This is a genomic window from Candidatus Latescibacter sp. (genome assembly GCA_030692375.1).
Classification (GTDB): domain Bacteria; phylum Latescibacterota; class Latescibacteria; order Latescibacterales; family Latescibacteraceae; genus JAUYCD01.
Genome location: JAUYCD010000063.1, coordinates 1 through 26,152 on the forward strand (window position 1 = coordinate 1; position 26,152 = coordinate 26,152).

Here is a 26,152-nt window from a genome sequence, read left to right on the forward strand (position 1 = left end):
GTTTCTGAACAATCATTTTAACATGACGACTTATTTTATTGCGTTTCTTTTCAAAATAGATGCCGAAACGGTTGTTAAAAGATGCGCTGCGCTTTCATCGTTCCCGCGAAGCGGCAACAAGTTCGGCATGACACGTGTCATCCTGAACTCGTTTCAGGATCTAAACACTCAAAACATGCGCAATTATTTATGTCGTCATGTATAATTCACCGAGTTATTTCTTTCTCTCCCCCGCCGCTTTTACAAAGCACAGGAACATCGGATTCGGCTCGGTGAGCCGCGAGGTGAATTCCGGGTGCGCCTGGGTGCCGATAAAACAGGGATGCCCGGGAAGCTCGATATACTCCATGAGCACAGTGCCGTCCTCACGGATATGGCGCCCGCTGAATACCAGCCCCTTTTCGGTAAGGATGTCCACATACGCCGGGTTGACCTCGTACCGGTGACGGTGACGCTCGACCACCGCTGCTTCGCCTTCGCCGATCCTGCCGAGACGGAAAGCCTGGCTGAGATCGGAGCGGTATTTCTCCAGGCGCTGACTGTCGGCTGCGATGCGGCCGGATTCCTCGTAAGCGCGGTAGATGAAGGTTCCCGGTTCGATCACCGCCGCATACCCTCCCAGGCGCATCGTACCGCCATAGCCGTCACGGGCAAGCGCGTCTTTCTGCGATTCGATGATGGAAATGACCGGATGAGGCGTATCGGGGTGATTCTCTGTGGTGGAGGCGCCCTCCAGGCCGCAGACGTTACGGGCGAATTCTGATACCGCGATCTGCATGCCGTAGCAGAGACCCAGGTAGGGCACGTTATTCTCGCGGGCGTACCTGACGGTCTTTATCATACCTTCGACGCCCTGTTTCCCGAAACCGCCGGGAATGAGGATTCCGTCGAATGCGGATAGAACGGATGCGGGATCGGCGGCCTGTTCGATGGAGTTGGCGTCCACCCAGTGAATTTCCACCCCCGTATTGAGCGCGGCGCCAGCGTGCACCAGAGACTGGCTGACGCTGATGAAACAGTCGGCCAGTTTGAACGAGCCGGTGACGACATACTTGTTCACAATGGCGATTTTCACTGTCTTTTTCGGCTTGTCGATACGTTTGACATAATCCTTCCAGAGCGCCCAGTTAGGCCGCTTCCTGCTCTTGAGCCCAAGCTTCTTGAGAATCTTGCGGCCTATAAACTCTTTCTCGAAATTAAGCGGAATCGCATACAGGTTGTTAGAGTCCGGAGCGCTGATGACGTATTCCGAGGAAATATTGGCATAGGTCTGGATCTTTTTCTTACGGATCATGTCGAGCGGCTTGCCTGCGCGGCAGAGGATAATATCCGGGAAGATGGCGTTTTCCGAGAGAAGTTTGATCGCCTGCTGGGTCGGTTTTGTCTTCATCTCCTCGATGTGGGAAGGCACCGGCAGGTAGGTGATGAGCACGTAGATCATGTTCTCCATGCCGATTTCCATCTGGAGGCTTTTCATGGCGAACAGGAATGGCACATTCTGGTATTCGCCCATGGTTCCGCCGATCTCCACCATGCAGAAGTCATACCCCTTTGAAGCGGCCTTAATCCGGCTCTTGATCTCATCGGTGATGTGCGGGATGAATTCCACTGTGGCACCAAGGTATTCTCCCCTGCGCTCACGGTCGATCACCGCCTTGTATACCTGGCCGGTGGTGATGTTGTTGCACCGCGGGATGTCCTTGTAGAGGAAACGCTCATAGTTTCCCAGGTCCTGATCTATCTCGCCCCCGTCATCGGTGACCCAGACCTCGCCATGCTCTGTCGGACGAAACAGCCCCGCATCCATGGAAATATAGGGATCGATCTTTACCGCGGTGACCGAAAACCCGTTTTCGTACAGAATTTTCCCGATCGCCGAAGTCGCCAGGCCTTTCCCCACGCCGCTCATCACCCCGCCTGCTACCACGATGTATCGGGGACCTTTGTATTTCACCGTGTTCCTCCCGGGTATCTATCAATAAGAGTTATCATTATTCAAATTAACTACCTCTCAACATACTGTAGAGTATCTAACCTATTTACCTCACCCGCCCTTTGGGCACCCTCTCCTATACAGGAGAGGGAAATGACGATACAGGTGATGAGTCACCCCTCTCCTGGATAGGAGAGGGGACGGGGGTGAGGTTATAAACTTATCACGGCACAAAGAGCTTTTTTAAATTTCTCATGCCGGCAAAGAAGTTACCCCAAATTTTCATTCCGTATCATTCTCCGCACTAACTCCAAATCCTCGGGGGTATCGACTCCGATGGAGACATGACCAGTAATCACTACACCGATGGAGTAACCGTGCTCGAGCATGCGCAACTGTTCGAGTTTTTCCGCCTGCTCGAGGGGAGTTGGCTCAAGCGTGGTGAAAATGGCAAGAAACTCCCGCCTGAAACAGTAAATCCCCGCATGCAGGTATGCGCCGCCGAAAACGCCGTCACGGTAGAACGGCAGCGGAGACCGTGAAAAATAGAGCGCCCTCCCCTGCAGGTCCAGCGCCACTTTCACCGCGTTCGGGTCGCGGTAAACCGCTTCATCGGTGATCGGGGATGCGGCAGTCGAGCAGGAAATGCCGGCGTCTTCCCGGAGTTTTTCGATCACCCGGTCGATTACAAGCGGATCGATGAGCGGTTCGTCTCCCTGGACATTTACAATGATTTCTCCGCCGGTTTTCAGCGCCGCTTCAGCCGCACGGTCGGTTCCGGTTTTGTGCTCCGGCGAGGTCATCACCGCCTCGCCGCCGAAAGAGGTTATCGCGCGAGCAATCCGAGGATCATCGGTCGCCACAACCACCCGTGAAACCAGCGACGCCCCGGATACCCGTTCATACACCCGTCGAATGAGCGGCTTACCCTCGATATCGATGAGCGCTTTTCCCGGCAGCCTGGTGGAACCGTACCGCGCGGGAATTATGGCAACCGCTGTTTCCATAAAACCTCTGACTTATTTTTTCAACGCCGCATACACATAAGGCCCTTCGGGGATAACCGCGATCCGGGCGTTCTCACCGAATCGGGCTTTCACACGGGCGATACCTTCCTCGACACTCTCCATCGGAGTGACAAAAAGCTTTTTCTGGGTCTCAAGGTCGATGCCGTCCGAATAGAGCCATACCTCGTGTTTTTCCAGGACAGAACAGAGTTTCTGGAGCTGCCACTGGTCGAGAGTATATACTCCCGGTTTACGGATGTCCGCAAGGAATCCTTCGCAGCTCTCGGTTTCCAGGATGAGACGGGTAAATTCCGGGCTGCCGATGCCTTCCGCGCACCGTGAGGCGATGATGACGACGCCTCTCTCGCGCAGTATCCCGGCCGCTGCTGTCATACCCTTTACCGTCTGGTAGAACGTGAGGTCAAGCGGGAAACCGGCCGCAGAAGTAATGACCGCATCCACCGGCGCATCCATTTCGCTCCGGCACTGAGCGCTCATGAATCGGACCCCCTCATCGTGGGCTTCTTCCAGGTCGCCGGCAAACACTCCGGTGATCTGGCGGCGCTCGTTCAGGGTGACATTCACGATGAAATCCACCCGCACCTTTTTCGCCACATGGAGCGCTTCACTGTGCACCGGATTGCCTTCAATGACACATTCCACCGCCTTTTTATGAGCCATCGGTTCGGGTCCATGAAGCACTTTTATCGACTCAAAGGCGCAGATTCCCGGGAAAACCGCTTTCCTTCCCCCGGAATATCCGGCCATGAAGTGCGGCTCGATCAGTCCGGTTGCAATGCGGAGATCGGCTTTGATAAACTCACGGTCCACATAGATCGGCGCGTTGTACAGAGGGGTTTCGCCAAGGTATTCATGGGAAGCCAGATCGCGGCCACGGTGATTCACAATCCGGTATGCTTTCGGGATATCCGGCCCGAGCAGGGTGACCAGCTCCTCGCCTTCATTGGGACGGTGCAGTCCGGTGGCTACCAGAATGGTGATCTTATCACGGGGTATCCCGGATTTTTCCAGCGTTTCCAGAACCGGCGTCAGAATAACCCGGTTGGGTACCGGACGGGTGATGTCGCTTATCACGATGCAGGCAGAGCGCTTTCCTGCCGCCATCTCGCTGAGCGGCTGACAGCCGGTGGGGGCGTCGATCTTTTTCTGAACATCGGCCTCAGGGTTCGCTATAACCGGATTTTCCGCCATCCGGAGAACCTTTACCAGATTCCGGTCGGGGACTTCTATGGGTAATCCTTCTTTGCCGTAGGAAAGAGTGATCTTCATTGGCCTGTCTCCTTTTTTCCTTCAAATATTAACTCACCCCATAATCCCCTCTCTTGCAAGCAAAAGAGGGGAAACCCCCTCTTTGCCTCATAACAAATGGCTTGAGAAAGGCCATAAGGGTTTCCCCCTCATTTATAAGAGAGGGGGTCAGGGGGTGAGTTTATAAGATAATTAATAACAATAAGATAGTATCATGAAAATGTGTTTGTGCATAATCCTAGAAAAAAATTCATGAATAGATCGGGTTAAATATACTTACAACTTATTTTTAAACAAATACTTATAACATCATTTGGAAGGCAGCCCCCTAAATCCCCCGAAGGGGGACTTTTACTGGGTAAGGATAAAACATGTTTTTTTTTTTAAAGCATCTATTTATGTGATGTCTTGCAGTCTTTTAGGTCCCCCTTCGGGGGATTTAGGGGGCTGTAGTTTAAACGTACATAGAAATATTATTCCACTTATATGCATAATTCGTGTTGGAATCCTTATATTATACACCGTTTCTAAAATAATGGATAAACGGACATAAAAAAAGAGCAAAACCTGATTTTACATTAGATAAAACCGTTTCTTAAGTAAAAAAACGGCTCTTTCTTCCCTCCGGAAAAGGAAAAAAAAGAGCCGCTGAAACTTACGAAAAGAGAGAACTTACACAAATCAGGCCTTTACGATCCGCCCGCTCCGCAGGCAGCGGGTACACAATTTCACCCGCTGGGTTCTGCCGCCGATCTTGGCGCGCACGGTGACCAGGTTCGGTCTGAACTCGCGAACCGATTTATTGTTCGCATGACTGACATTGTGTCCGAGCATGCGTTTTTTTCCACAAATTTCACATTGCCGCGACATACTCTATCATCCTCCCCAAATACATGACAACATATTTTATTACGTTTCTTTTCAAGATAGATGCCGAAACGGTTGCTAAAAGATGCGCTGCGCTTTCATCGTTCCCGCGAAGCGGCAACAAGTTTGGCATGACACGTGTCATCCTGAACTCGTTTCAGGATCTAATGTAAACTTGACATCCGATATTTGTTAAGACGCCATATTTTATACAAGAAAGCAAAATATAAAATAAATTTTGCCGCATGTAAAGAAGTTTTTTCCAAAGAATCCGTTAGCTTCTCCTTAAAAAATTGAATATATTAACACTCTTACATAAGCTTTGAGGTTATGCTGATGAAAAGAAAAATGTTCGGGCTTTCCGTTCTGTTATTCTGTGTGCTCTTTTTTTCCTGTGTGAATGAGGATTACCTTAAATTCCAGAATAAGGTCAAATCGCTTGAGGGGAAGAAAGAGGTTACCATCGTTATTTTCGGCGATACCATATCGAGCGCTGAAAATTCTGTCACCGGATCAACGTACGCCTCGTTTCTGAAACCAAAGCTGGAAAAACTCCTCAACACCCGAATCAGCATGATAAATTCCAGCAAGCCGGAAGAAACAGTAGAAAAAGCCACCCGCCGTATCCAGGAGGATATTCAGTCCTTTCGTCCGGATGTGGTATTTATTATGCTCGGCATGGTGGAGGCAAACCAGCCGGGATTATATGAACCGGTATACGAGAATATTGCCGCAAATTTTTTCCGGATTCTCCAAAGGGAAGAAGTGTTCGCGGTTGTGCTCTCCTCGACCGGTTACCGGGACTGGGTGACTGATAATGATGACCTTCTCGTTCGTATCGGGGAGTTCAACGATATTACCCTCTTTCAGGCCAGACTGGCGCATTTACCGATAATCGACCTGGCCGCTTACATGGAGAAGCTGAGAAGGACAAAACCGGATGAATACCGCTCGATGTTCCAGGATAATTTCCGCCTGAACGAGAAAGGCCAGATGTATGTGGCTGATTTCCTTTGCGATCAGGTTCGGCGCGCACTTGAAAGTAAATAATGGTTATCGATTAATCCTGTAGATCCTGAAACGAGTTCAGGATGACACATGTCATGCCGAACTTGTTTCGGCATCTGAATATTCATCATGTCATGCCGAACTTGTTTCGGCATCTGCTTACCTTATCAAATTGCATACTCAGATTAAACAATGTATGAGTAATTCATGAATTTAGCTTCACCGAAATCCCTGGGGAAACTGGCCTGGTTCACCGTTAAAGCCATCGGGGAAACCCTCTCCATCGAAGAAAACGGCTGCCGTGAGGATTTCTACCGTGAGGGGGGCCGCCAGGTGATTTTTGCCCTTTGGCATGGAAGGCTGTTTTTCCCCATGTTCTGCCGCCGTGAACTGGGTATTTACGTGCTCGTGTCGGAGCACCGTGACGGCCAGATCATCACTTCCTCGCTGGATGCGGCCGGATTCAGAACCATCCGGGGATCAACCACCCGGGGAGGTGCGCGGGCGCTCGTCCGTCTTATCGAGCTGGCCGGGCAGGGCGCCAGGATCGCATTCACTCCCGATGGCCCGCGCGGTCCACGCTGGCAGTTCCAGCCGGGCGCCGTGTATCTGGCTGCGAAAACCGGGCTGCCGGTGGTGCCGATAACCGGGAGCTCAAGCTGTGCCTTTTATTTCAAAAGCTGGGACTCCTTTCAGTTCCCCTTACCGTTTTCCCGCGGAGTGCTCAACATCGGGGAGCCGTATGAGGTGACCGGCGGACTGGATGCGGAAAACCTGGAATTTCACCGCGCCGAGCTGGAAAAGAGGCTGATTGCCCTCGCCTGCGAAGCCGACCGTATTGTGGGAGCGCCGGAAGGCCGATGAGTACTCTGTATACCCTGGTGATGACTTTCGCGCTGGCGGTGGTTTATCCCCTAAGCCTTCTTCTGGCGCTGTTTGGAAAGTCCTCGCTCCGTGCACGGCTTACTCCTCCTCAAAGCCTGTCCGGGGAAGGCGCACCGAGAGTCTGGATTCACGCTGCTTCCGTAGGCGAGGCCGGAATAGCCTTTTCCATGGCGGCGGAAATTCGAAAGAAGAAGCAGGGCAGTTTTATCTGCATATCCACCACGACCTCCACAGGACTTGACCGGATTCGGTATCTGCAGAAATCCAATGAAAGAATGGTGGACTGCTCTTTCCTGGCCCCGTTCGATCACCCCTTTATCGCCCGCCGGTTCATAGAGAAGATAAATCCTTCCACATTCATCCTGGTGGAAACTGAAATCTGGCCGGCGCTCATCGCAGCCATCCAGCGCCGGGGTGTTCCGGTAACCATCATAAACGGGAAACTGGGGCCGCGCTCATTCCGGCGCTACAACCTGTTCCGCTTCGCAATTCAAACGCTTTTGAGCAACATTTCCCTGGTTTGTGTACAGTCGCGGTCGTTTGCACGAAGATTTCACTGGCTGGGCGTTCCCCGCGAGAGAATCGAGGTCCTGGGAAACATAAAATTCGACAGCATGCCCGACTCCTCGCAGTTTGACTGCCCGTCGGTCAGGAGGAACCTGGGCCTGCCGGAAAAGGCCGAAGTATTTGTGGCCGGAAGCACGAGACCAGGGGAAGAAGAAATTCTCATCCGCTCTTTCAGAACGGTGCTCGAACACCATCCCGGCGCAGTCATGGTTCTTGTCCCGCGGCATCTGAACCGTGTATCCGATGTCGAAAAGATACTGAGCGGCGCGGGATTGTCTTATGCACGGAGGAGCGCGGGCGAGAAGCTTGACGAAGGAAACCGTCCGGTGCTCCTTCTCGATACCATGGGCGAGCTGCTTTCGGCGTTCGCCTGCGCCGATGCGGCGTTTGTGGGCGGCAGCCTCCGCGATTACGGCGGTCACAATCCCATGGAACCCGCAGCGCTGGGAATCCCTGTTCTGTTCGGGCCTTACATGGAACAGACCGGAGCGAAGGAGCTTCTTTCAGGCGGCGCGGCGATTCTCGTCCACGATGAGACGGAGCTGGCAGAAGCCCTGGATTCCATTCTGAGCGACAGTGAAATGAGCCGCCGTATGGCTGAAGCCGGCCCGAAGGTCATCAGGAAATTCAGAGGGATCCTTGCCCGCACCTATAAGGCCATGGAGAGCAGGGGGGTGTTGTGAGAAAGAGTATCGAAGACATCCTGTATAACCGTCGGCATGACCCGGCCACTCTCCCCCTGCGGGCGGCGTTGAGAATTGTTTCCCTGTTTTATGGAGCGGGAATACGGCTGCGGAACATGCTTTTTGATCGGAAATGGCTGAAAACGTATGGAATTCCCTGCCGGGTGATCAGTATCGGGAATATCACGGCCGGAGGAACAGGCAAGACCCCGGTGACCATCATGACCGCCCGTCTGCTCGTCTCGGCGGGGTACCTGGTAGCGGTGGTCTCACGGGGGTATGGCAGAAAAAGCCAGGGTATACACTTCGTTTCCGATGCATCCGGCGCCCTGGCTTCTCCGGCTGAAGCGGGGGATGAGCCGCACCTGATCGCGTCCTCGCTACCCGGCGTTCCGGTGGTGGTTGGCAAAGACCGGTCTGCGGCGGCCATAACTGCTTTCCTCCGGTTCGAGCCGGACATCATCCTTTTGGATGACGCCTTCCAGCACCGCCGGCTCCGCCGTGATGCGGACATTGTCACCCTCGACGCGGAAAATCCTTTCGGCAGCGGACGCCTTCTCCCACGGGGAATCCTGCGGGAATCTCCAAAGGCGCTCTCACGGGCGCAGGCGGTGATAGTCACCCGGTGCAGCGACGACCTTCAGTACGCAGATACAGAGCGAATGGTGCGCGCATATAATCCGGGCATCGCCGTTTTCCGGAGCAGGCATGTATCCCGCTCCCTCCGGAAGCCCTGGAGCAGGGAAAAACTGGAATTATCCATCATAGCCGGTCAGAAGGCTGCCGCGCTCTCCAATATTGGTAATCCGGCTTCTTTTCACCGGACACTTGAATCACTTGGCGCGGGAATTGTGCTGAAGCGTTCAATGAGTGATCATCATCGGTATCAATCCGGTACTGTGGAGAGAATCCGGGAGGAGGCTCTGCGCTCCGGCGCAGATTTTCTTGTCATGACCGCCAAGGACGAGCGGAACCTTCCAGAAGACTACCGGCCTTCCGGTCGGATACCCGAGTATGTGCTCGACATCGAGGCGGTTCTGGAAGGTGATGAGGAAAAGTATTTAGGGGTGGTCTTGATGCGCCGGTAATAGAAGTTATGACTCTGGTGATTAAGCATATGAACGCATTATTAATAATAGATGCCGAAACAAGTTCGGCATGACGAATTCCAACAGCTTTGTTTACCGGAACGATAATGATTTGATTTCCTATTCCTTGCCCCCTCTCCTGCTTGCGGGAGAGGGGGTAGGGGGTGAGGGCACCATGGAACTGGAAGAATATAAAAAACTCTCCGAAAAAGAGCTTGTCGCCCGTATACATAAAGCAAAGAAAGAGAAAAACGCCCTGATTCTCGCCCATAATTACCAGCGGCTCGAAGTACAGCATATCGCCGACTACCTGGGAGATTCGCTGGGGCTTTCACGGATCGCCGCACAAACCGATGCCGATCTTGTGGTCTTCTGCGGGGTGGATTTCATGGCGGAGAGCGCCAAGATTCTTTCCCCGGAAAAGAAGGTTCTCCTGCCGGAGATCAGCGCCACCTGCCCCATGGCGCGCATGGTGTCTCCGGAAGCCCTTGAGGAAGCCAAAAAAGCCCATCCGGACGCCGTGGTGGTGGCCTATGTGAACACCACCGCACGGGTCAAGGTGCTGACCGATATCTGCTGCACTTCCGCAAACGCTGTGGAGGTAGTGAAATCGGTGGGAGACCGGGAGATTCTCTTCGTCCCGGACCGGAATCTGGCCGATTATGCAGAGCGCGCCACCGGAGCGCGAATAACACCCTGGGACGGTTACTGCTATGTCCATAACTTCTTCACCGTGGATGATGTCCTGCGCGCCCGTCTCAAACACCCGGATGCAGTCCTCCTCGTCCATCCTGAAGCGCCGCCCGAAGTAGTAAAACTGGCCGACCGGGTACTTTCCACCACCGGAATGGCCGATTTTACGGCTGCGCTCAAGTCCGACGAGGAAAAGCGCCGGGGGGTGATCATCGGCACCGAGACCGGCCTCGTGCTGCAGCTCCGTGAGAACTATCCGGACACCGGCATCTGGGCGCTCAACGATTTCGCGGTGTGCGGCACCATGAAAATGACTACCCTGCCCAAGGTCTGCTGGTCGATCGAAACGGGGAACTACGAAATAATACTGCCGGAAGACATCATCGAAAAAGCCCGCAGGCCGCTGGAGAGGATGCTTGAGATAAAGAAAAGATAGTTTCACGCAGAGACGCAGAGAAAGTCTGAACCATGATTTTCATGATTCAAAGATTGGCCCGATTTTCATAATTAATTCATTATGACCATCTTTGAGTCTATATCTTTTCATCATCTTTTATCATGCGAATCACACGAATCAGTGGTTCAGACGGTCTTTTTTCCTTTTCAATACGCCCTTATGAAATTCACCGTCCAGCGGGCTTTATGTTCCTCGGGGCCGACTGGTACAGCGCAGTTCACCCGGAATCCAGCTTTGATGTCGCCATCACCGACCGAAGTGAAAAAGTCGCTGCCGAGCGCTATTCCAATCCCCAGATCGCGCCGTAACCCACCGGCGGTCGCCGCTTCGTTATGTTTCCACACGCCGCCTATATCGCCGAAAAAGATCAGGGAAATGCCCTGGCCGTAGAAATAGTCGATATTGGCCATGACCATCCTGTCCCCTCCGCCCTGGTAGGTGAAACCGGTATTGCCGGAAGGCGGGGCAGGCACTGAGCCTGGATCAAACCCCCGAAGGGTGTTTACGCCGCCGAGGCGGAACGCTCTCTGATCCGGCAGACTGCTTTTCGAGTATCCTCCGGCCAGCCGGAATTTGACCAGGCTCCCGTACCAGTACAGCATCTGCCAGGCAGCGGAACCGAAAAACCGGGTGTATCCCGGAAGGTCCCCGGCACGGCTTTTGTACGTGTTCTCCATTTCTGTCACTATCCGGTAGTTGGAGACTGTATCTTCGTTATGAAAATCGAGGATAAACCGTGAGCCGGAGATTCCGCCGACAGAACCTGCGCCCAGGGGAGGATTCTCCTCCTTTATGCGGCCCTGTTTGAAAAGAGACCAGTTGGCGGCTTTATCGACCGAGCTGTAATTGTCCTCGAAGTATTCGAACCTGCCGCGGAAATGGTCTCCCATCGACTGGGAGATGTATCCCCTGCCCCCTTCCACATGGTAATAATTCACCAGCTCATGGCCCAAAAGAAAAGCGTTCAGATACGCTTCTAGAGGCGGCACCGCCCAATCCATGTTCGATGCGAAATCGTACCGGTAGCCGCCGCCGATACGGAGCTTGTTGGCAGTGAAGAACTGTTTGAATCCGCCGGCCTCCCAGGTCCAGTCTTTATTACCCCAATGGTACTGGGCTTTGCCGTAGACCTCCGAGAGAGGAGCCACCGTGCTATTTATCTTCATCACAGGTCCAAGACCGAAGCCTCCCACCCGTGTATAAGAAGTGAAAAGGTCAAATTTTTTCGTGAAAGGCTCGATTTCATATATATGAATCCGCAGGTTCCCCTGAGCATCGATAACAAAACTGGTATATTCAACAATTTTGTCATCTTCCAGCGCTTTTACCGCTTGAGCCACCTCTTCCCTGGTATGCACTTCTCCTTCCTTGATAGTCAATTTATTCAGGATATAGGATGAAGAGCGCAGATGAGCCCCGTAAATGTGAACCGATCGGATCACTCCCTTTTCGAATTCCTGAGCGGAAGGAGTTTTCTCAGCAGGAGACTGGGGGACAGTTTTCCCCTCCGCCAGGTCATAGGCAACAGCCTCGTACTGTTTCAAATTATCTTTCACCCGGATGTCTCCGAAATCAGAATGCAGCGCAATACTAGGACCGCCGCCATTCAAAATTCTCTGGTTCCCTGTCCCGGAGGTCATTCGCCCGCTGGTGTTGAAACGGATGCCGCTGAAGCCCTTTTGAACAGAGAAAACAGCGCCGGTATTCCTGGGCAGCCCGATCTCGGTTCCGCCGAAAGAGGATGTCACCCTGGAATCGTTCGAAAGCCTTGAAAGCATGAGGACAATATGACTGAAGCTGGAATTAATATCGAAAGCGCCGTTGATCTCATCGCCGTTAAGAGAGCTGAAATCGGCATTCACCTGGAGTTCCCCTGTGTGTCGTGTAACCGTGGAAGTGGTGAAATCGGTGGACAGAGAGAGGCTCCCTGCCGTGGAAATAGTCTGAAAAGTGGAAAAATCGGTGTGCGCATCAATATTTATCTGAGACGGACCGGAAATTTCGATGACCGCGTGCCATTTCCCGTCACGGTTGAACCAGTGGTCGAGTATGCCGGTGTTTCCCTGACGGGGGGCTGTCAGCTTGATATCGAGATTGCCGCCCACGGCCTTGGTATCCAGGCTGATCTCGGAAAAGAGATTTTCGGCGTCGTTTTCATTTGATTCATTCACACGGCGTTCAAACCTGATCTTAAAATTCTCCCCCGATTCCGATCCCCGGTAAACGAGATCGGTGAACTGAATATTCATAAACCGGATTTGTTTTATACCTTCCGAGCTGATCGTTTTTTCTTCCGCCCGGGTGAAAGTTCTGGCGCTTGCTGCGCCGGCAAAGAGAAATGCTGTGATCAAGATTGTCAACGGCAACCAAATCCTCTTTAACATTCAAAGCCTCCGCTGTTATATACCATATTCCGAGAATGCAGTTATACATGACGACATAAATAATTGTGCATGTTTTGAATGGTTAGATGCCGAAACAAGTTCGGCATGACACGTGTCATCCTGAACTCGTTTCAGGATCTATTTTGAAAAGAAAAGCAATAAAATATATCGTCATATATAAATAATGACAGCTTATTGAGCTTGATATTGCTGCGCACCCATGCGGCTTAGTATAACACTTCCAAGCGAAACAGTCACCAGGAGAATCCATACAAGAAGCCCGACACCGGGAACAAGCCGCAAAAGACTTATTGCCAGGACGCCGATTATGGTATTCATCATATCCGACCGGGATGACGCTTTCGGGAATAGCCTCCCTGCCCAGAGCGCAACCCCAACCGAACCGTAGAGATAGATGAGGAACAGGCAGGCGGCCGCCAGAGGAATAAACGGTATGCCGAGGATGGTAACGAGCATGAAGAGGAAAAAGAACGGCATAACCACCATGATGAGCAGTCCCATGAGGAAGGACATTCCGAATTTACCGCCGGTGAAACGTGCCAGACGGTTTACCTGTTCAGGAAAAAACAGTACAGCCAGAATGGCTACCGCGAGCAACAGGAGCAAACGCATCATGAAAAAGAAAACCAGTAAAAATGCTCCGAGTATCCCTCCCACCCCTATCAGGGGGCCAAAAACAATGACCTTAAGGAAAGAATTCCAGGCGTCGGACATGGGATTTTGATATTTCCAGTGTTCGCGCCAGCTTCGGGAAAATCCACTCCATTTCTCTTGGATTTTCACTACCTGGCCGCTGATGATCCCGGAAGGCGACACATCAACAGTGCCCCCGAGGGAAACTGCGTCACGTCCGATGGAACCGTTGTCATTCACCCGGATACTGCCGCCGATGGAGACAGCATCACCCAGAATCTTCCCCCCGTTTTCCACAACCACATCGCTGCCGAATGAAACAGCCGCGTCGGTCACAGTGCCATAAACCTGCACGTCATCTCCGAAACTAACCGCGCTTTCCACCGTTGTTCCGGCTTTGACCACAACGCCTTTCCCCACCATGACGTTTTCTGCTCCGATCACTACGGGGAAGAGTAACAGCAGGCAGAATACGGAACCGGATAATCCCTGAGCCAGTTTCATTTGACGCCTCCGCTTTTTTAAATATAATTTTTACGTCATATTTAATTAGACGAAAAAGCAGAGCCGGGGAGTTTCAAAAATTTCTTCCATGTTGAACCCGCCACCACGCTATCCACCCCACAGGTGCTTCGCACCAGTGGGGACCCCGGAGTCAAGGGATTTTAGTCTCTGTGAGCGTTAAAACTACAGCCCCCTAAATCCCCCAAAGGGGGACTTAAAAAACTGCAAAACAAGGCATAATCGGTTTATTAAAAAAGTTACATTTTTGCATTTTCATCTTTACCACGAAAAGTCCCCCCTCGGGGGATTTAGGGGGTTGCTTTCCAGAATTAATAATAAGTATTTGTTTAAAAAAGAGTTAAGAAAATGTTACAGTAAGTTTTTGAATAATTCGGGTTGAATGTTTTTTTTAATCTGCCTGAAAGTTTCTCCTTACATCCTGCGTCCAATATATCAGAAATAGAGCAAACAGAAAAATTTACCCATAAAACAAGGAGAAGAAACCATGTTGCATGCAATTGGAAACGAACTCATCCCGATATTGTCAATTATCCTTGCATTCGGCGTTCCGGCAACGATTATCATACTTGTGGCCCGGATGCGGCACCAGCAGAAGCTTGAGCTTATACGCCGGGGGATGAATCCTAATATTCTGGAGCTTAACTATCCCGGGAAGAGAGCGCTTTTCTGGGGGATATTGCTCACAGCGCTGGGTATCGCCGGATGCGTCGGAGCGGTTGTGCTGGAGGCGCCCCCTCTGGGGAATACAAGCCTCCTGGTTCTGGCCGCCGGTATCGCTGTGCTCATATACTGGAAACTGACCGCCCGTGAGCGTGAGCGGGAAAAAAAGCTCTACGAAAAATTCTTCACCCCGACGAGTGGTATGAAGCAGACGCAGGCGGAATAATGATTTTTCAAGACTTTTCGTAACAACTACATTTACATTTACATAAAGAAAGGCGTCGAAAACCGGCGCCTTTTTTCATTTCATCATTGCTTTTTCCTTGACTTTTTTTCTTTGGGCGGAAGCGACCGGGCATACTGCCAGGAGCGCTCCAGCCAGTCGTGCAGCGCCTCACGGTCGGCAACCACCGGTTCGGGGAGCGCCATGTACTCTACATGGTACCCTGGTTCCATTTCCACAATACTTCCTCCGGCGCGGAGATCATGGGGCAGGAGGAAGCCGGAGGCGCGTTGAAAGCATAGTAGCGGAGCGGCTCTGCGCCGATTACCCTAAGGGCGTGCGGTGTCCCGATGGGGGCGATGAGCACATCTCCTGTGGAAACTTCGGTTATGGTGTCCCCGGCCATGGCGACAGCCCTTCCGGTGAGGAATATATATACTTCCACCCGATTGTGGATATGCGGTTTCACCTCTCCGCCGGGGGGCAGTTCTATATAGCTCACACTGGCTTCCGGAATGCTGTCGGTTTTTCCATCCGGGCCAGCGGACAGGGACACCGAGCCTTTTTGGAGGTTCTTGGTGAATTCACCGATTTTTCTGATGGGCATGGGTGCAAACCTTTCTTTATAAAGTAGTTACATGATTATTTTATAATCTTGTCAATCCTGTTAATCCTGTCAAATTTTCTTCTTTTTATTTCAATCCGTGTCCGTGTAATCTGCGGCCTACAGTTTTTCCCTGATCATCAGCGGCTCGATCTCTTCATGCAGGGCTGGGCGCACCGTCAACTCCTGTATGGTTTCACCGCGCCGCACAGTCACAGCCACCTGTTCCTGATCATTCCCCTTGCCGTAGCGGGCGGCGATAGCGGCAATTCGTAAAAAATCCCCTTCTACCATGTCGTCGGGGGCAAACACCGAGGCGCCGGGAAAATCACGGGCCTCGAATATCCAGCTTTCGCTCACGAAAAGCTCTGCGAGGTAGTTGTTCTCGCGTTCGTTTCGGCCAACGATCACCTTGATCCCGCCCGGAAGCCGGAGGTGACGGCCCGCCTTGAGGGAATTCATATCGCGCATGGTCAGCCTGCCGCTGTCGAGGTGGGCATAGAGGTCCAGCGCCCTTGCCCCGAACCCGGGATCGGTGAGTAGGCATCCTCCGCCGGACTGGGGATACTTCTCGATGCCGAGAGCGGCTGCCAGTGCTTTTTGCGGCTTCCTCGAACGGCCGTGAAAGCTGTGAAGATTCTCACGGTTCACACTCCCATCTTTTTCCGGGATGGTGGGTTCCAGGAGCCGGGCGGAAAGGGGTCGCAGGAGCCTGCCCTCAAGCCCGCTCTTTTTCATCACCAGCTCCATCGCCGGTTTGTTCTGAGACATGGGGCGCTGTCCGAGGACTTCGCCGGTGAACACGAGGATGGCGCCCTCTTTTTCCATGATTTCCCGCGCCCTTGCGAGCAGAAACGCGCGGCAGTCTATGCACGGGTTGGCCGCGCTCCCGTAACCGTAGCGCGGATTGGCCAGCATGTCCAGGTATTCGTTCCCGCTGACATCCACCGGCCTCAGGGTCACGCCGACCGTCTGCGCCGCCTCAACCACCTCGGGAGCAGGTTCCCATTTCCAGAAAGGGCCGTTTTCCACCTCACGGGAAAGAAGGCCGCTGAAACCGGTGTAGAAATGCAGGGCGATGACCTCGAAACCTTCTAGAGCCATAATTTTCGCGGCGAGGATGGAGTCCAGGCCGCCGGAAAACATGCCAATTACCTTCTTTTGGTCACTCTTTTTATTGTTCAAATTTTACTCCGGTCAGGGTCTCAATGGCTTTTTTTAGATCGTCGAGATTGATGAGAGTGTTCTTACAGGGGCCTTCGGGGCGTTTGTTGCAGATACCCATGGCAGGAATCGTGGAAGCCACATCGCTGATACCGCTGATGAGATCGCGCTCGCAGGCCACACCGATAACCGCCGAGGGCCTCTCCTGACGGATTACCTGGCGGGCCTCGCCGCCGCCGGTAGCGATGAATACGCCAACCCCGGCGCGGTTCCCCAGTTCCTGTACTTCTTTCCGCATCTCAGCTTTGAGACATCGCGGGATGAGGATGATGGTTTTGCCAGCGCCCGGCTTATGGCTGGCTTTGACCAGAGCGTTGGAGAATATGACAAAGGAATTGCCGAGCCTGTCGCGGGAGATTCCCAGGCGGCGGGCGATGGTGAGCGCAAGCGGAAGTATGCGCGAGGCCGCCACCTGCCCGAGGCGGCTGTGGAAAAAGAGATTCCTGCCGGTGAACGCACTTACGATCACCATCGTTCCCAGCCCGGCAATCACGAGAATTAAGAGCACAGTAATCGTCTGCGCCGCAAACACGAATACCGGATTAATCAGATGAAGACGCGGCTCTATCATATAGAGCACGAGACCGAGACAGGCGAGAATTAAGAGAAGCGCCAGACTGCCATACAGAATAAAGAGGCTGGCAGTCTCCTCATAGGAGATGCTCTCATCAAGGTCGCCGGTCCAATCTTCCCATTCATCACCGAGCTTGCGGTCCGGTTTAGACGAATCCTGTGTTTTCTGCTCCATGGTGTCCTCCGTCCTATTCCGGAAAAATTGAACTTTTCTTTTTTGCCAGCTCGGCGTCCGACCTGCGGAGATACACCGGTTTCAGTTCGGCAGGGCTGGCGCCTCCCCCGGCTTTGAATACGAGGAGTCCCAGATTTGCGACAACAGCCGCAGATGGTTTCGCCGATTCAGGGGCGATGAATGTCAACTGTGGTCCTCCGGCTTTTTCCAAAATAGAACGGAATTTCTCGGCGCCCGGACCGGTTATGGTTATCGGCTCCTGCTTACCCGCGAGCAGTGCGGCAAGTTCGGTTAACGGTATGGCCGACGGCTCAATGATTGTTTGGGGAAACCCCTCACCGGTACGGTAGAGGGCGGCGTACGCCTCGGACCGTTTGGCATCGATAAGCGGACAGACCAGCGCGCCAGGTATTCTGACATTCCAGGCCAGGGCGGTAAGCGTGTGGATGCCGCAGGTTTCCACCCCCAGCCCGAACGCCAGTCCCATGGCGGTGGCTATGCCGATCCGGAGGCCGGTGAAACTTCCCGGCCCGATGGAGACGGCGACGCCGTCTATTTCCGGCAGCCCGATACCGGCTTCCTCGGCCAGTTCGGCGATGAATTTAGCCAGGAGCTCGCAGTGCGAGGACTGCGAATCCTCATGCCGCTCGAAAACGGCGGAGTCTTCGAGAAGCAGGGCGGCGCTGAGCCGTTCGGTAGCGGTTTCGATTCCCAGGATGATCATGTCATTACGAACTTGTTTCAGCATCAATAGATGACGACATAAATAATTGCGCATGTTTTTTAAGTGTTTAGATCCTGAAACGAGTTCAGGATGACACGTGTCATGCCGAACTTGTTGCCGCATCTAATATTTTGACAGGATTGACAAGATTTAACAAGATTTTTTTTCTGTTTTTATTCTGTCTTTTGTCTTCTGTCTACCTGTTTCTTTCTTTTATTGATTAAAGCCTTTTTCCCTAATATATTTCTTACGGAGGCGACAATGAAATATATTTTCGGGCCGGTTCCTTCCCGTCGGCTGGGTATCTCGCTCGGGATCGATATCATCCCTTTCAAAACCTGCACCCTCTCCTGCATCTACTGCCAGATAGGGAATACTCCCCAAACTACCCTGGAGCGAAAGGAATACACTCCGGTATCCGGAGTCCTCGCTGAAATCAGCGGCTTTCTCGCTCATCACCCGCGGCCAGACTGGATCACCTTCTCCGGCTCAGGGGAACCGACCCTTCATTCCGGACTCGGCAGGCTTATCCGGGGAGTAAAAGCAATAACAAATATCCCAACCTGTGTCATCACAAACGGGACGCTTTTCTTCGACCCCGCAGTGCGCCGTGATGTTCTCGAAGCCGATGCGGTCATGCCTTCCCTTGACAGCGCCCGTGAGGAAACCTTCCGCGTCATCTGCCAGAATCATCCCGGTCTCCATGTTTCCGAGATCATCCGCGGGCTCGCCGATTTCCGCCGTGAATACCACGGCAAAATCTGGCTGGAAATCATGCTGGTCGATGGAATGAACGATACTCCGGAAGATCTCTCCGCGCTTCGCGATGCAGTGCAATTAATTCAGCCCGATGCAATTCACCTTAATACCGTTGTGCGGCCGCCCGCCGACAGGGCTGCGAAATCGCTTTCCCCGGAGCGGATGGAAGAGATACGGAAATTCTTCGGAGAAAAGGCGGAGGTCATCGCGTCGTTCACAAAGGAAAAGAGCGCGGAGACGGGAAAAACGCAGGAAGATATTCTGGAGTATATCAAGCGGCGCCCGGGAAGCGCGGAGGATTTGAGCGCGGCGCTGGGAATAGAGAAGGAAGAAGTGGAAAAGATGCTGGAAGAATTGAAGGCGCGTGGGGAAGTGAGAGAAGTTGAGCATTGGGGGAAGAAGTGGTGGGAGTGGACGGGGGAAAGGAAATGATACTTGAAAATGTTGGGAATAGCGCTATGGTATGTGATATATGCGGAAAAGAAGGCGCACGAATTCGCCGTATGTCCCGCAGTTACGGTAAAGGAGCGAACCTTCTGGTAATCGAGAATGTGCCGATTATCAGTTGCCCTCACTGCGGCGAAAGTTATCTCGCTGCGGAAACCCTTCTTGAGATCGAGCGCATCAAACTTCACAGAAAGAGTTTCGCGGAGACTCGCTGCATATCGGTCGCAGAATTTGTTTAGAATAGGCTTGGAGGAAATCCAAGCGTCTTTTGCGGAAACTTTTGTGCTTGACTTTTTCGAAATAAAAAGTATATATTAACATTCGCGTCTGGGATGAGTCGTCAAACGTCTCTTCTTAGGGCTTATAGCCCTAAACCCAGTCGCTTTTTTTGTTACCTATCTGAAAGTAAAACCATGTACTTATGCTACATTGATGAGTCGGGAACTCCTGATATACCGGGTAATACATCTCACTATATTCTCGCTGGAGTGTCTATTCCCGTTCAATATTGGAAAGATTGTGATAATGATATCGAAAATATCAAATCAAAATATGGATGTTGTTGTAGGTGTTCGGCATTTCACGAATTCATCGTGCTCTTGCAAGATATGTAATGCACATAGAAGGGCATAGAACAAGCATTTACCTGTGGCTGTCACCGCCTGGCAACAACATACAATCCATAAAATTTTGACTTTTATCCTTTGTTCTATTTTGTATTATCATAAATTAACTATTTACCAATATTTTCCGCTTTTTTCATTTTCCCTTGTCTTTCCCCCTCCCCCTTTGTAATTTCATGTTTATATAGTGAACTCAAGAATGAGCAGCACTATACAAAATATACCATATCGATTGTTCCGCCGAAGTATCTGTATGACAGCTTGAATAAACACGAACAGAATACATTTAACGCTTGCATTCATTGTTTTTTTTATGTTGATTATCAAACTTTCTCCGAGAAGGAGACAGGATGAAGGAAAAAATCACGATGTAATTTTCCATATTCCTGATTTTATTACACTTACAGCCGATGGTCTGTATTCTGTCGAATAGGATACAGTGCGCTGTCGCTCCATTCCAGGGGGTTCAAAACAAAAAAGTAACTGAGAAGTTGCTCTTTCCATAGTGTGAGGAGATCATCGATGCAGAGTTACGTTCCGCGAGAGGTTTTCTTAACCCGAGGGGTTGGTGTTCATAAGTTTCGGTTGAGCTCTTTTGAGGATGCGCTCAGGAACGCCGGAGTTGCCAACCAGAACCTCGTATCGGTGTCCTCGATCCTGCCGCCCGGCTGCAAGATTATTTCCAGGGATGAAGGTCTCGCCAAACTGGCGCCGGGCGCCATCCGATATACCGTCATTTCACGGATTGATACCACCGAACATGGGAGAAGGATCGCCGCATCCATCGGCATCGCACAGCCCAAGGAAAAATCGAACTGGGGATACCTGAGCGAAGTGCACGAATTCGGTTTCACCCACCGTAAAGCAGCCGACATGGCGGAGGATCTGGCGGCCTCCATGCTGGGCACCACTCTCGGCATCGAGATCGATCCTGACAAGGCGTGGATAGAGCGAGAGCAGCTCTACAAGGCCACAGGTCTTATCATCCATACGAGCAATATCACCCAGACAGCCAGCGGGAATACAGGCTTGTGGACAACCGCAGTGGCCCTTGCGGTGTTCATCACCTGAACGGAGCGATCATGCCTTCTGCCGGAATCTTTTTCAAGCCGCAGGTCCCACTCAGGGAGGCGGATGTCGCCATTATCGGGCTCCCCTGGGATGGAACTGCGTCCAATCGTCCCGGAGCGCGGTTCGGGCCGGAAGCCATCCGTTCCGCCACTCTCGGGATAGAGGATTATTCCCCCTATCTCGACGGTGACATTTCCCGGCTGAAAATCCATGACGCCGGCGACCTCGAGCTTCCTCTCGGCGATACTGCTGCCGCTCTGGATAAAATTTATAAAGAATATGTACATCTCTCCGGGCAAAAGATGGTGGCTCTTGGCGGCGAACACCTGGTGAGCTGGCCGCTCGTGCAGGTGATGCATAAGCAGTACGGCGATGATCTTTTTGTCATTCAATTTGATGCACATGCCGATCTACGGGAGCAGTACCTTTGGGTAAAGCTCAGCCACGCCACAGTCATGAACCTGATAACCGGTCTTTTGGGCAGGGAGAACACAGCGGCGGTCGGAATACGGTCCGGCGCTTCCGAGGAGTGGAATATCCTCAGCCGCCATCCCCACTATTTCGGGGGAGTTTCCGGAAAGCCGCTCGATACCTTTCCGGCTTTCGCCGCCGGTTCGCTCAAGGGCAGAAAAGTCTATCTGTCCCTTGACCTGGATATTTTCGATCCCGGGATCATGCCGGGAACAGGTGCGCCCGAGCCGGGAGGCATTTCCTTTTCTGAGTTTATCCCCCTCCTTAAGTCGCTTGAAAACGTTGAAATTGTGGGGGCGGACATCGTGGAGCTTGCCCCGGTGTACGATCATTCGGGGATTTCACAGGCCCTGGCGGGGACTGTCCTCCGTGAGATACTCCTTCTCATGGTGAAACCGTGAAAAAACATCTGGACTGTTTCAAGCGAATCGCGCCCGAACCGGTCACCGGTGGAGAAATCCGCCAGTTGATCGAAGGCGCATTCCTTGCGTATAACAGCGCCCGGCTACGGGAAGCCTGCCTTATATTTCAGAGCAAGTTTGCAGTCCCGGGTGTGACTGTCGCATTGTCTGCCGCAGGGGCGCTCACCCCGGCGGGTCTGGGCGGATCCTGCCTGGTTCCTCTCATGAAAGCGGGCCTGATCGACTGGATGGTGCTGACCGGCGCAAATCTCTATCACGATCTTCACTTCGCCCTCGAACAGCCCCTGCACATGGGCAATCCCCTGCTCGATGACCGTGAGCTGCGGTCGGCCGGGGTTGTGAGGATTTACGATATCCTTTTCAAAAGCGACATCTTGTTCGAGGCCGACTCCTATGTCCGTGATTTCTGCGAATCCCTCGGCGACCGGGGGAGGATAGGATCAGCCGAATTCCACCACCTTCTCGGGAAAAAACTTCTCCGGGAAAAACCCGAAAACGCCAGCCGGTCGCTCCTTGCGACCGCAGCCGAACTCGGCATTCCGCTCTTTACCTCCTCTCCCGGAGATTCCACCCTCGGCATGAATATGGCCGCGCTCGCCCTTGACGGCGTCAATCTCGATTTTGATGTCGTTCTCGATGTCAACCAGACCGCCGCCATAGTCCATTCGGCGAAAAAGGCTGGCGGACTATCAGGCGTTCTCCTGCTCGGCGGAGGGTCGCCCAAGAATTTCATCATGCAGACCGAACCCTATATCCGGGAAATCCTCATGCTCCCGGACACCGGGCATGATTATTTCATCCAGTTCACCGACGCCCGCCCGGACACCGGCGGACTCTCCGGTGCAACCCCTTCCGAAGCGGTCTCCTGGGGCAAGATCAACCCGGACATGCTCCCCGATACCGTCGTCTGCTACGGCGACACCACGGTTTACCTCCCCCTGCTCACTGCATACATGATGGAATCCGGCATCGCGCGCCCCCAGAAACGACTCTATGACCGCCTCAATGCCATGCTCGCGGAATTACGGGCGGATTGGCGGGAACACAGGAAGGAGTGAGAGTTTGTTTTCCTTTCGAAAAAGGACGAGTTTTTTGGAATCCTTATTCCTTTCTTTCCCTTGCCTCTGTGCGGTTACGATAAAACCGTTAACCTCGACTTTTGTAAAAGCTAATATTTTTCTTGCTTTTAATACGCCGAAAATATTTATTTACAATATGGGTATAGTATTATAGTTAGCTTAACTTTGAATAACACTTGCTAAGCTGTTACAGTCTAAAATTGGAGGTTTATATGATATGTAAAGTCCCATTAGTTCTTGCACCGCAACCTGAGGGTGGGTATACCGTTACCTCGCCTCTTCTGCCTGAATTGGTGACTGAAGGGGACACCATTGAAGAGGCTCTGGAAAACGTTCGAGATGCTCTTGAAGCTACTATTGAAGCGTATCATGATCTTGGACGAGTTTTGCCCAAGAATGTTCAGATTTCCGATACAACAAGCCCTGTCTGGCTTGAAGCTATAGTTGCGATCCCATGACTTATCGCGAGATTAACCGAAAACTTATTACCATCGGATGCCAGGAACTGCCTCGAAGGGGCAGGGGTTCTCACCGGAAATGGTTCAACCCCAAGAGTCAGCGTGTTTCAATTCTATCCGATTGGGTAGCAGGGATCTTAAGATAGGGACTGTCAAGGCTGCTGTAAAACAATTGGGAATTGAATGGGATGATTTTTCCGAAGTATGAATGTACAAATAATATATTGGTAGACGATACGACCACAGCCGAACTCGGCATCCGCCTCGACGCCATGCTCGCGGAATTGGGGGTGGATTACAGGGAGAAAAAAAAGGAAATTGTATGAAGAAGGTTGACCCAGTTGCAAACGATCTACGTCCTGAGTACCACCGAGAGGACTTTGGTGTGATGGTTCGCGGTAAATATTCATCGCGGATGAAAGAATCCTCCAATGTAATAGTACTCGATCCGGACATTGCTGAGGCTTTTCCAAACGCAAAGACTGTCAATCAGGCTTTGCGTGGTCTGATAGAACTCGCTAAAGGCAGTGTGCATGCAGCTTCACAATGAGTTTGGTGACCCATACTTTTTTTCACGTTCTCCCATTCTATCATAACGCCAGTAACGCCCATGCGTCTTTGGCGATATGCCTCCGTTTTTTTTACGGCCGGTTTCTCGTTCTCGGCCCGTAGACCTCGTCCGGGGCGCCGACCTCGAGTGCGCCGAGATCGGGAGCTTTCCCGGTGAAGTCGTCGTTGATGTTGGGAAGTATGCACCCGGCGTCAACCGCCTTCGCGTCCGGCTTGAGGCGGAAATCGAAATCCTTCGGATCGTAGATCGTGTTTGGTTTTTCAAAATCGGCTTTCGTCACATTCCGGAAGATATCGTAATCGACCAGGATGCCGTGTTCTTCACGGCCGGTCGCCTTGAAGAATTCTTCGGGGGTTTTGAACGAACCGGTGAGCGGATTTTTCAGCTCGTAGTCGATGGTTTTTCCCTCGCCGGGCGAGCGCCATACGAACTGGACCTCCACATCTTTGGTGGGGCGGTAGCCGTCGTAATCGAACGTCGTTGAGCTTGTATAGGTTGTCACCCGGAGAATGGGGCGTTTGGGAGCGTCCTCGCCGAGGAAGAGATTATTCCGGAGCGTGACATTCTGGAAGGGGCTGCTCGTCGTCCATTCCGAGCAAAGCGTGTTGTGGAAGGTCAATATGCCGACCGGGTAGATGTTGTATTTGAATGCGCCGCCGGTAGGCACATGGTATGCGATATTACGGATGAAATACGCCGGGCCGCCGTAGATGGGCTGCGCGGAGTAGGCGTGAGTACCCGCGTTGAACCCGCGGTTTTTGAAGACCCGGATGTTATGCGCCGCGCAGTCGGCCTCCACGAAATCGTCGGACATCATATAAAAGTCATTGTTGTAAAAGTCGATGGAACATACTTTCCAATCCTCGTTTTCCGGCGGGCCCTGTTCGGTGATATCTAGGGCATCGTGGAAATAGGCGAGGTAATTGTGGCAAACCACATGCCCCTGGCCATTGATATCGATGCCGATGAAAGAAACAAGCGGTGCGCCTAGCCTCTGTTCCGCCCATGTCTCTTTCCAGCCGGGAAGGCTGATCTTTTTCCCCAGGATAACATTGTCGGCAATATAGAAATTCTTTGAACCGCCGTACTGGGCGTTGATCCCGCATCCCACATTTTCCATGCGGCAGTTGCGCACCACCAGCCCCTGGCAGCCATGGGCAAACCGTAGCCCCGCCATGATAGCCACATCGCAGTTTTTGATGGTGATGTTCTCGATAAAGGTGTAATCGGCGTATGTGACATCGAACATCCGGTATACACCGTCTGCGTCGAATATCGCCTCGCCGTCGCCAGCGCCGCGAATGACAATGGGCTTATCCGGAGTACCGCTCTTGGTCAGAACATAGGCGCCGTGGAAATGCATCCAGAGCGGCTCGTAATATTTCTTCCGATCGGATTTGTATAATCCGGCATGGACGAGGATGATGTCTCCGGGGCGGGCGGCGAATTCTCCTCCGGTGCCCCAGAGGCTTTTCCCCGGTCCGTAATAGGCATCCATTACGCCTACATAGGAGGGCTCCTGCTTCGGGCCTTTGTAATCGGGCGGGTAGACATGGCGCACCCGGCCTCCCTCGAACGCTTTCGGCTCCGGGCGGGTGGTCACGGTGACCAATTGTGTAGCTTGACCTTTCACTCCGTCAGGGTCTTTCATGACAAACCGGCACTCGTACGTCCCGCCCGGCTCAAGGTTGAAGATGCTCCCCGCGAACCTGTTCGGAGCGGTGAAGTCCATGCCCACCACCTTATGAATGATCTTCTCGCCGTTCATACGCAGGAGAGGAAGCGCCTGCTTCCATGAGGTTGTTCCTTTCTTACGGTAGGTTACCTCAACAGATGAGTTCCGGTTGTCGTCGCCCTGGATATTCCATTCGAATCCGGCGCAGAGGAGCGTGGGCGGCTCCACCTCAAACTTTCCGGGTGTGACCGCATTCGCAGGCTTTGCTGGAGCGGCGGTTTGTGGCGCGGCCTGTGCGGAATGAGCAAGCACAAACAGGGACACCAGCACGGTCAATATCATTTGGTATTGTTTCATTTGTCTCCTCCAATTT

Annotated in this window: 28 protein-coding genes and 1 pseudogene; 17 read left to right on the plus strand and 12 right to left on the minus strand. The window is 52.5% G+C overall.

The window, feature by feature from the left end:
• The coding region (locus tag Q8O92_04130) for a hypothetical protein (protein ID MDP2982501.1) at positions 1-205 on the plus strand (205 nt) is incomplete at its 5' end.
• Between the two features lie 9 nt (positions 206-214).
• Here the strand turns inward: Q8O92_04130 and Q8O92_04135 are convergent.
• The 4 genes from Q8O92_04135 to rpmB form a co-directional block, all read right to left on the minus strand.
• A complete protein-coding gene (locus tag Q8O92_04135; protein MDP2982502.1) occupies positions 215-1,954 on the minus strand; it encodes a CTP synthase in 1,740 nt (579 codons plus the stop codon).
• 248 nt (positions 1,955-2,202) lie between these two features.
• Positions 2,203-2,940 (minus strand): 3-deoxy-manno-octulosonate cytidylyltransferase, encoded by a 738-nt coding sequence (kdsB, locus tag Q8O92_04140; protein MDP2982503.1) that lies wholly within the window; start codon positions 2,938-2,940, stop codon positions 2,203-2,205.
• Between the two features lie 12 nt (positions 2,941-2,952).
• Positions 2,953-4,230, minus strand: a complete 1,278-nt coding sequence (larA, locus tag Q8O92_04145) for a nickel-dependent lactate racemase (protein MDP2982504.1) — start codon at positions 4,228-4,230, stop codon at positions 2,953-2,955.
• 660 nt (positions 4,231-4,890) lie between these two features.
• On the minus strand, positions 4,891-5,079 hold the full coding sequence (rpmB, locus tag Q8O92_04150) for a 50S ribosomal protein L28 (protein MDP2982505.1): 189 nt from the start codon (positions 5,077-5,079) through the stop codon (positions 4,891-4,893).
• Positions 5,080-5,412: 333 nt separating this feature from the next.
• Between rpmB and Q8O92_04155 the strand changes: the two genes are divergently transcribed.
• The 5 genes from Q8O92_04155 (at position 5,413) to nadA (ending at position 10,436) form a co-directional block, all read left to right on the plus strand.
• Positions 5,413-6,126 carry a hypothetical protein gene (locus tag Q8O92_04155; protein MDP2982506.1) on the plus strand — a complete coding sequence of 238 codons (714 nt, stop codon included), beginning with the start codon at positions 5,413-5,415 and terminating at the stop codon, positions 6,124-6,126.
• A gap of 165 nt (positions 6,127-6,291) precedes the next feature.
• Positions 6,292-6,948, plus strand: coding sequence for a lysophospholipid acyltransferase family protein (locus Q8O92_04160; GenBank protein MDP2982507.1), 657 nt, complete (start codon positions 6,292-6,294; stop codon positions 6,946-6,948).
• The gene (locus tag Q8O92_04165) at positions 6,945-8,219 is read left to right on the plus strand and encodes a 3-deoxy-D-manno-octulosonic acid transferase (protein ID MDP2982508.1); all 1,275 of its coding nucleotides are present in this window, start codon (positions 6,945-6,947) and stop codon (positions 8,217-8,219) included. The genes Q8O92_04160 and Q8O92_04165 overlap by 4 nt, the downstream gene beginning before the upstream one ends.
• Positions 8,216-9,307 carry a tetraacyldisaccharide 4'-kinase gene (gene lpxK, locus Q8O92_04170; GenBank protein MDP2982509.1) on the plus strand — a complete coding sequence of 364 codons (1,092 nt, stop codon included), beginning with the start codon at positions 8,216-8,218 and terminating at the stop codon, positions 9,305-9,307. Before Q8O92_04165 ends, lpxK begins: the two co-directional genes overlap by 4 nt.
• A gap of 175 nt (positions 9,308-9,482) precedes the next feature.
• On the plus strand, positions 9,483-10,436 hold the full coding sequence (gene nadA, locus Q8O92_04175) for a quinolinate synthase NadA (GenBank protein ID MDP2982510.1): 954 nt from the start codon (positions 9,483-9,485) through the stop codon (positions 10,434-10,436).
• A gap of 167 nt (positions 10,437-10,603) precedes the next feature.
• Here nadA and Q8O92_04180 read toward each other — a convergent pair whose 3' ends face one another.
• The gene (locus tag Q8O92_04180) at positions 10,604-12,841 is read right to left on the minus strand and encodes a hypothetical protein (GenBank protein MDP2982511.1); all 2,238 of its coding nucleotides are present in this window, start codon (positions 12,839-12,841) and stop codon (positions 10,604-10,606) included.
• A 192-nt stretch (positions 12,842-13,033) separates the two neighbouring features.
• Positions 13,034-13,999 (minus strand): hypothetical protein, encoded by a 966-nt coding sequence (locus tag Q8O92_04185; protein ID MDP2982512.1) that lies wholly within the window; start codon positions 13,997-13,999, stop codon positions 13,034-13,036.
• Positions 14,000-14,504: 505 nt separating this feature from the next.
• On the opposite strand from Q8O92_04185, the gene Q8O92_04190 reads away from it, so the two are divergent.
• Positions 14,505-14,906, plus strand: coding sequence for a hypothetical protein (locus Q8O92_04190; GenBank protein MDP2982513.1), 402 nt, complete (start codon positions 14,505-14,507; stop codon positions 14,904-14,906).
• An 83-nt stretch (positions 14,907-14,989) separates the two neighbouring features.
• On the opposite strand, the gene Q8O92_04195 is transcribed toward Q8O92_04190, so the two are convergent.
• The 5 genes from Q8O92_04195 to tsaB all read right to left on the minus strand — a co-directional run bounded on the left by Q8O92_04195 (position 14,990) and on the right by tsaB (position 18,227).
• Positions 14,990-15,142, minus strand: coding sequence for a hypothetical protein (locus tag Q8O92_04195; protein ID MDP2982514.1), 153 nt, complete (start codon positions 15,140-15,142; stop codon positions 14,990-14,992).
• Positions 15,115-15,510, minus strand: coding sequence for a cupin domain-containing protein (locus tag Q8O92_04200; protein MDP2982515.1), 396 nt, complete (start codon positions 15,508-15,510; stop codon positions 15,115-15,117). The genes Q8O92_04195 and Q8O92_04200 overlap by 28 nt, the downstream gene beginning before the upstream one ends.
• Positions 15,511-15,627: 117 nt before the next feature.
• Entirely contained in the window at positions 15,628-16,692 is a 1,065-nt protein-coding gene (locus Q8O92_04205) for a thiamine biosynthesis protein (GenBank protein MDP2982516.1), read from the minus strand.
• Positions 16,682-17,479 carry a DUF116 domain-containing protein gene (locus tag Q8O92_04210; GenBank protein ID MDP2982517.1) on the minus strand — a complete coding sequence of 266 codons (798 nt, stop codon included), beginning with the start codon at positions 17,477-17,479 and terminating at the stop codon, positions 16,682-16,684. Before Q8O92_04210 ends, Q8O92_04205 begins: the two co-directional genes overlap by 11 nt.
• A gap of 13 nt (positions 17,480-17,492) precedes the next feature.
• Complete coding sequence (gene tsaB / locus Q8O92_04215; GenBank protein ID MDP2982518.1) at positions 17,493-18,227, minus strand: tRNA (adenosine(37)-N6)-threonylcarbamoyltransferase complex dimerization subunit type 1 TsaB; 735 nt, start codon at positions 18,225-18,227, stop codon at positions 17,493-17,495.
• A 237-nt stretch (positions 18,228-18,464) separates the two neighbouring features.
• Between tsaB and Q8O92_04220 the strand changes: the two genes are divergently transcribed.
• From Q8O92_04220 to Q8O92_04265, 10 genes and pseudogenes are all read left to right on the plus strand, one after another.
• Complete coding sequence (locus tag Q8O92_04220) at positions 18,465-19,394, plus strand: radical SAM protein (protein ID MDP2982519.1); 930 nt, start codon at positions 18,465-18,467, stop codon at positions 19,392-19,394.
• 26 nt (positions 19,395-19,420) lie between these two features.
• Positions 19,421-19,648, plus strand: a complete 228-nt coding sequence (locus Q8O92_04225) for a type II toxin-antitoxin system MqsA family antitoxin (GenBank protein MDP2982520.1) — start codon at positions 19,421-19,423, stop codon at positions 19,646-19,648.
• A gap of 174 nt (positions 19,649-19,822) precedes the next feature.
• A complete protein-coding gene (locus Q8O92_04230; GenBank protein ID MDP2982521.1) occupies positions 19,823-20,023 on the plus strand; it encodes a DUF3800 domain-containing protein in 201 nt (66 codons plus the stop codon).
• 531 nt (positions 20,024-20,554) lie between these two features.
• On the plus strand, positions 20,555-21,103 hold the full coding sequence (locus Q8O92_04235) for an arginine decarboxylase, pyruvoyl-dependent (GenBank protein ID MDP2982522.1): 549 nt from the start codon (positions 20,555-20,557) through the stop codon (positions 21,101-21,103).
• Complete coding sequence (gene speB, locus Q8O92_04240) at positions 21,064-21,975, plus strand: agmatinase (GenBank protein ID MDP2982523.1); 912 nt, start codon at positions 21,064-21,066, stop codon at positions 21,973-21,975. The genes Q8O92_04235 and speB overlap by 40 nt, the downstream gene beginning before the upstream one ends.
• The gene (gene speY / locus Q8O92_04245) at positions 21,972-23,054 is read left to right on the plus strand and encodes a deoxyhypusine synthase (protein MDP2982524.1); all 1,083 of its coding nucleotides are present in this window, start codon (positions 21,972-21,974) and stop codon (positions 23,052-23,054) included. Before speB ends, speY begins: the two co-directional genes overlap by 4 nt.
• A gap of 233 nt (positions 23,055-23,287) precedes the next feature.
• Positions 23,288-23,533: a type II toxin-antitoxin system HicB family antitoxin gene (locus Q8O92_04250; protein MDP2982525.1), complete on the plus strand. Its 246-nt coding sequence runs from the start codon at positions 23,288-23,290 to the stop codon at positions 23,531-23,533.
• A pseudogene (locus Q8O92_04255) lies at positions 23,530-23,741 on the plus strand (type II toxin-antitoxin system HicA family toxin). The gene Q8O92_04250 and the pseudogene Q8O92_04255 overlap by 4 nt, the downstream one beginning before the upstream one ends.
• Entirely contained in the window at positions 23,722-23,859 is a 138-nt protein-coding gene (locus Q8O92_04260) for a hypothetical protein (GenBank protein ID MDP2982526.1), read from the plus strand. The pseudogene Q8O92_04255 and the gene Q8O92_04260 overlap by 20 nt, the downstream one beginning before the upstream one ends.
• The gene (locus Q8O92_04265; protein ID MDP2982527.1) at positions 23,856-24,083 is read left to right on the plus strand and encodes a hypothetical protein; all 228 of its coding nucleotides are present in this window, start codon (positions 23,856-23,858) and stop codon (positions 24,081-24,083) included. The genes Q8O92_04260 and Q8O92_04265 overlap by 4 nt, the downstream gene beginning before the upstream one ends.
• Before the next feature lie 91 nt (positions 24,084-24,174).
• Here the strand turns inward: Q8O92_04265 and Q8O92_04270 are convergent, their stop codons facing one another.
• On the minus strand, positions 24,175-26,136 hold the full coding sequence (locus Q8O92_04270) for a hypothetical protein (GenBank protein ID MDP2982528.1): 1,962 nt from the start codon (positions 26,134-26,136) through the stop codon (positions 24,175-24,177).
• Positions 26,137-26,152: the final 16 nt, after the last annotated feature.

Excerpts from the sequence above, each read along its gene's own strand:
- kdsB (MDP2982503.1), bottom strand. The coding sequence starts at position 2,940 with ATGGAAACAGCGGTTGCCATAATTCCCGCGCGGTACGGTTCCACCAGG.
- larA (MDP2982504.1), bottom strand. The coding sequence starts at position 4,230 with ATGAAGATCACTCTTTCCTACGGCAAAGAAGGATTACCCATAGAAGTC.
- rpmB (MDP2982505.1), bottom strand. The coding sequence starts at position 5,079 with ATGTCGCGGCAATGTGAAATTTGTGGAAAAAAACGCATGCTCGGACAC.
- Q8O92_04155 (MDP2982506.1), top strand. The coding sequence starts at position 5,413 with ATGAAAAGAAAAATGTTCGGGCTTTCCGTTCTGTTATTCTGTGTGCTC.
- Q8O92_04160 (MDP2982507.1), top strand. The coding sequence starts at position 6,292 with ATGAATTTAGCTTCACCGAAATCCCTGGGGAAACTGGCCTGGTTCACC.
- Q8O92_04165 (MDP2982508.1), top strand. The coding sequence starts at position 6,945 with ATGAGTACTCTGTATACCCTGGTGATGACTTTCGCGCTGGCGGTGGTT.
- nadA (MDP2982510.1), top strand. The coding sequence starts at position 9,483 with ATGGAACTGGAAGAATATAAAAAACTCTCCGAAAAAGAGCTTGTCGCC.
- Q8O92_04180 (MDP2982511.1), bottom strand. The coding sequence starts at position 12,841 with ATGTTAAAGAGGATTTGGTTGCCGTTGACAATCTTGATCACAGCATTT.
- Q8O92_04185 (MDP2982512.1), bottom strand. The coding sequence starts at position 13,999 with ATGAAACTGGCTCAGGGATTATCCGGTTCCGTATTCTGCCTGCTGTTA.
- Q8O92_04190 (MDP2982513.1), top strand. The coding sequence starts at position 14,505 with ATGTTGCATGCAATTGGAAACGAACTCATCCCGATATTGTCAATTATC.
- Q8O92_04200 (MDP2982515.1), bottom strand. The coding sequence starts at position 15,510 with ATGCCCATCAGAAAAATCGGTGAATTCACCAAGAACCTCCAAAAAGGC.
- Q8O92_04210 (MDP2982517.1), bottom strand. The coding sequence starts at position 17,479 with ATGGAGCAGAAAACACAGGATTCGTCTAAACCGGACCGCAAGCTCGGT.
- tsaB (MDP2982518.1), bottom strand. The coding sequence starts at position 18,227 with ATGCTGAAACAAGTTCGTAATGACATGATCATCCTGGGAATCGAAACC.
- Q8O92_04220 (MDP2982519.1), top strand. The coding sequence starts at position 18,465 with ATGAAATATATTTTCGGGCCGGTTCCTTCCCGTCGGCTGGGTATCTCG.
- Q8O92_04225 (MDP2982520.1), top strand. The coding sequence starts at position 19,421 with ATGGTATGTGATATATGCGGAAAAGAAGGCGCACGAATTCGCCGTATG.
- Q8O92_04230 (MDP2982521.1), top strand. The coding sequence starts at position 19,823 with ATGTACTTATGCTACATTGATGAGTCGGGAACTCCTGATATACCGGGT.
- Q8O92_04235 (MDP2982522.1), top strand. The coding sequence starts at position 20,555 with ATGCAGAGTTACGTTCCGCGAGAGGTTTTCTTAACCCGAGGGGTTGGT.
- Q8O92_04250 (MDP2982525.1), top strand. The coding sequence starts at position 23,288 with ATGATATGTAAAGTCCCATTAGTTCTTGCACCGCAACCTGAGGGTGGG.
- Q8O92_04260 (MDP2982526.1), top strand. The coding sequence starts at position 23,722 with ATGATTTTTCCGAAGTATGAATGTACAAATAATATATTGGTAGACGAT.
- Q8O92_04265 (MDP2982527.1), top strand. The coding sequence starts at position 23,856 with ATGAAGAAGGTTGACCCAGTTGCAAACGATCTACGTCCTGAGTACCAC.
- Q8O92_04270 (MDP2982528.1), bottom strand. The coding sequence starts at position 26,136 with ATGAAACAATACCAAATGATATTGACCGTGCTGGTGTCCCTGTTTGTG.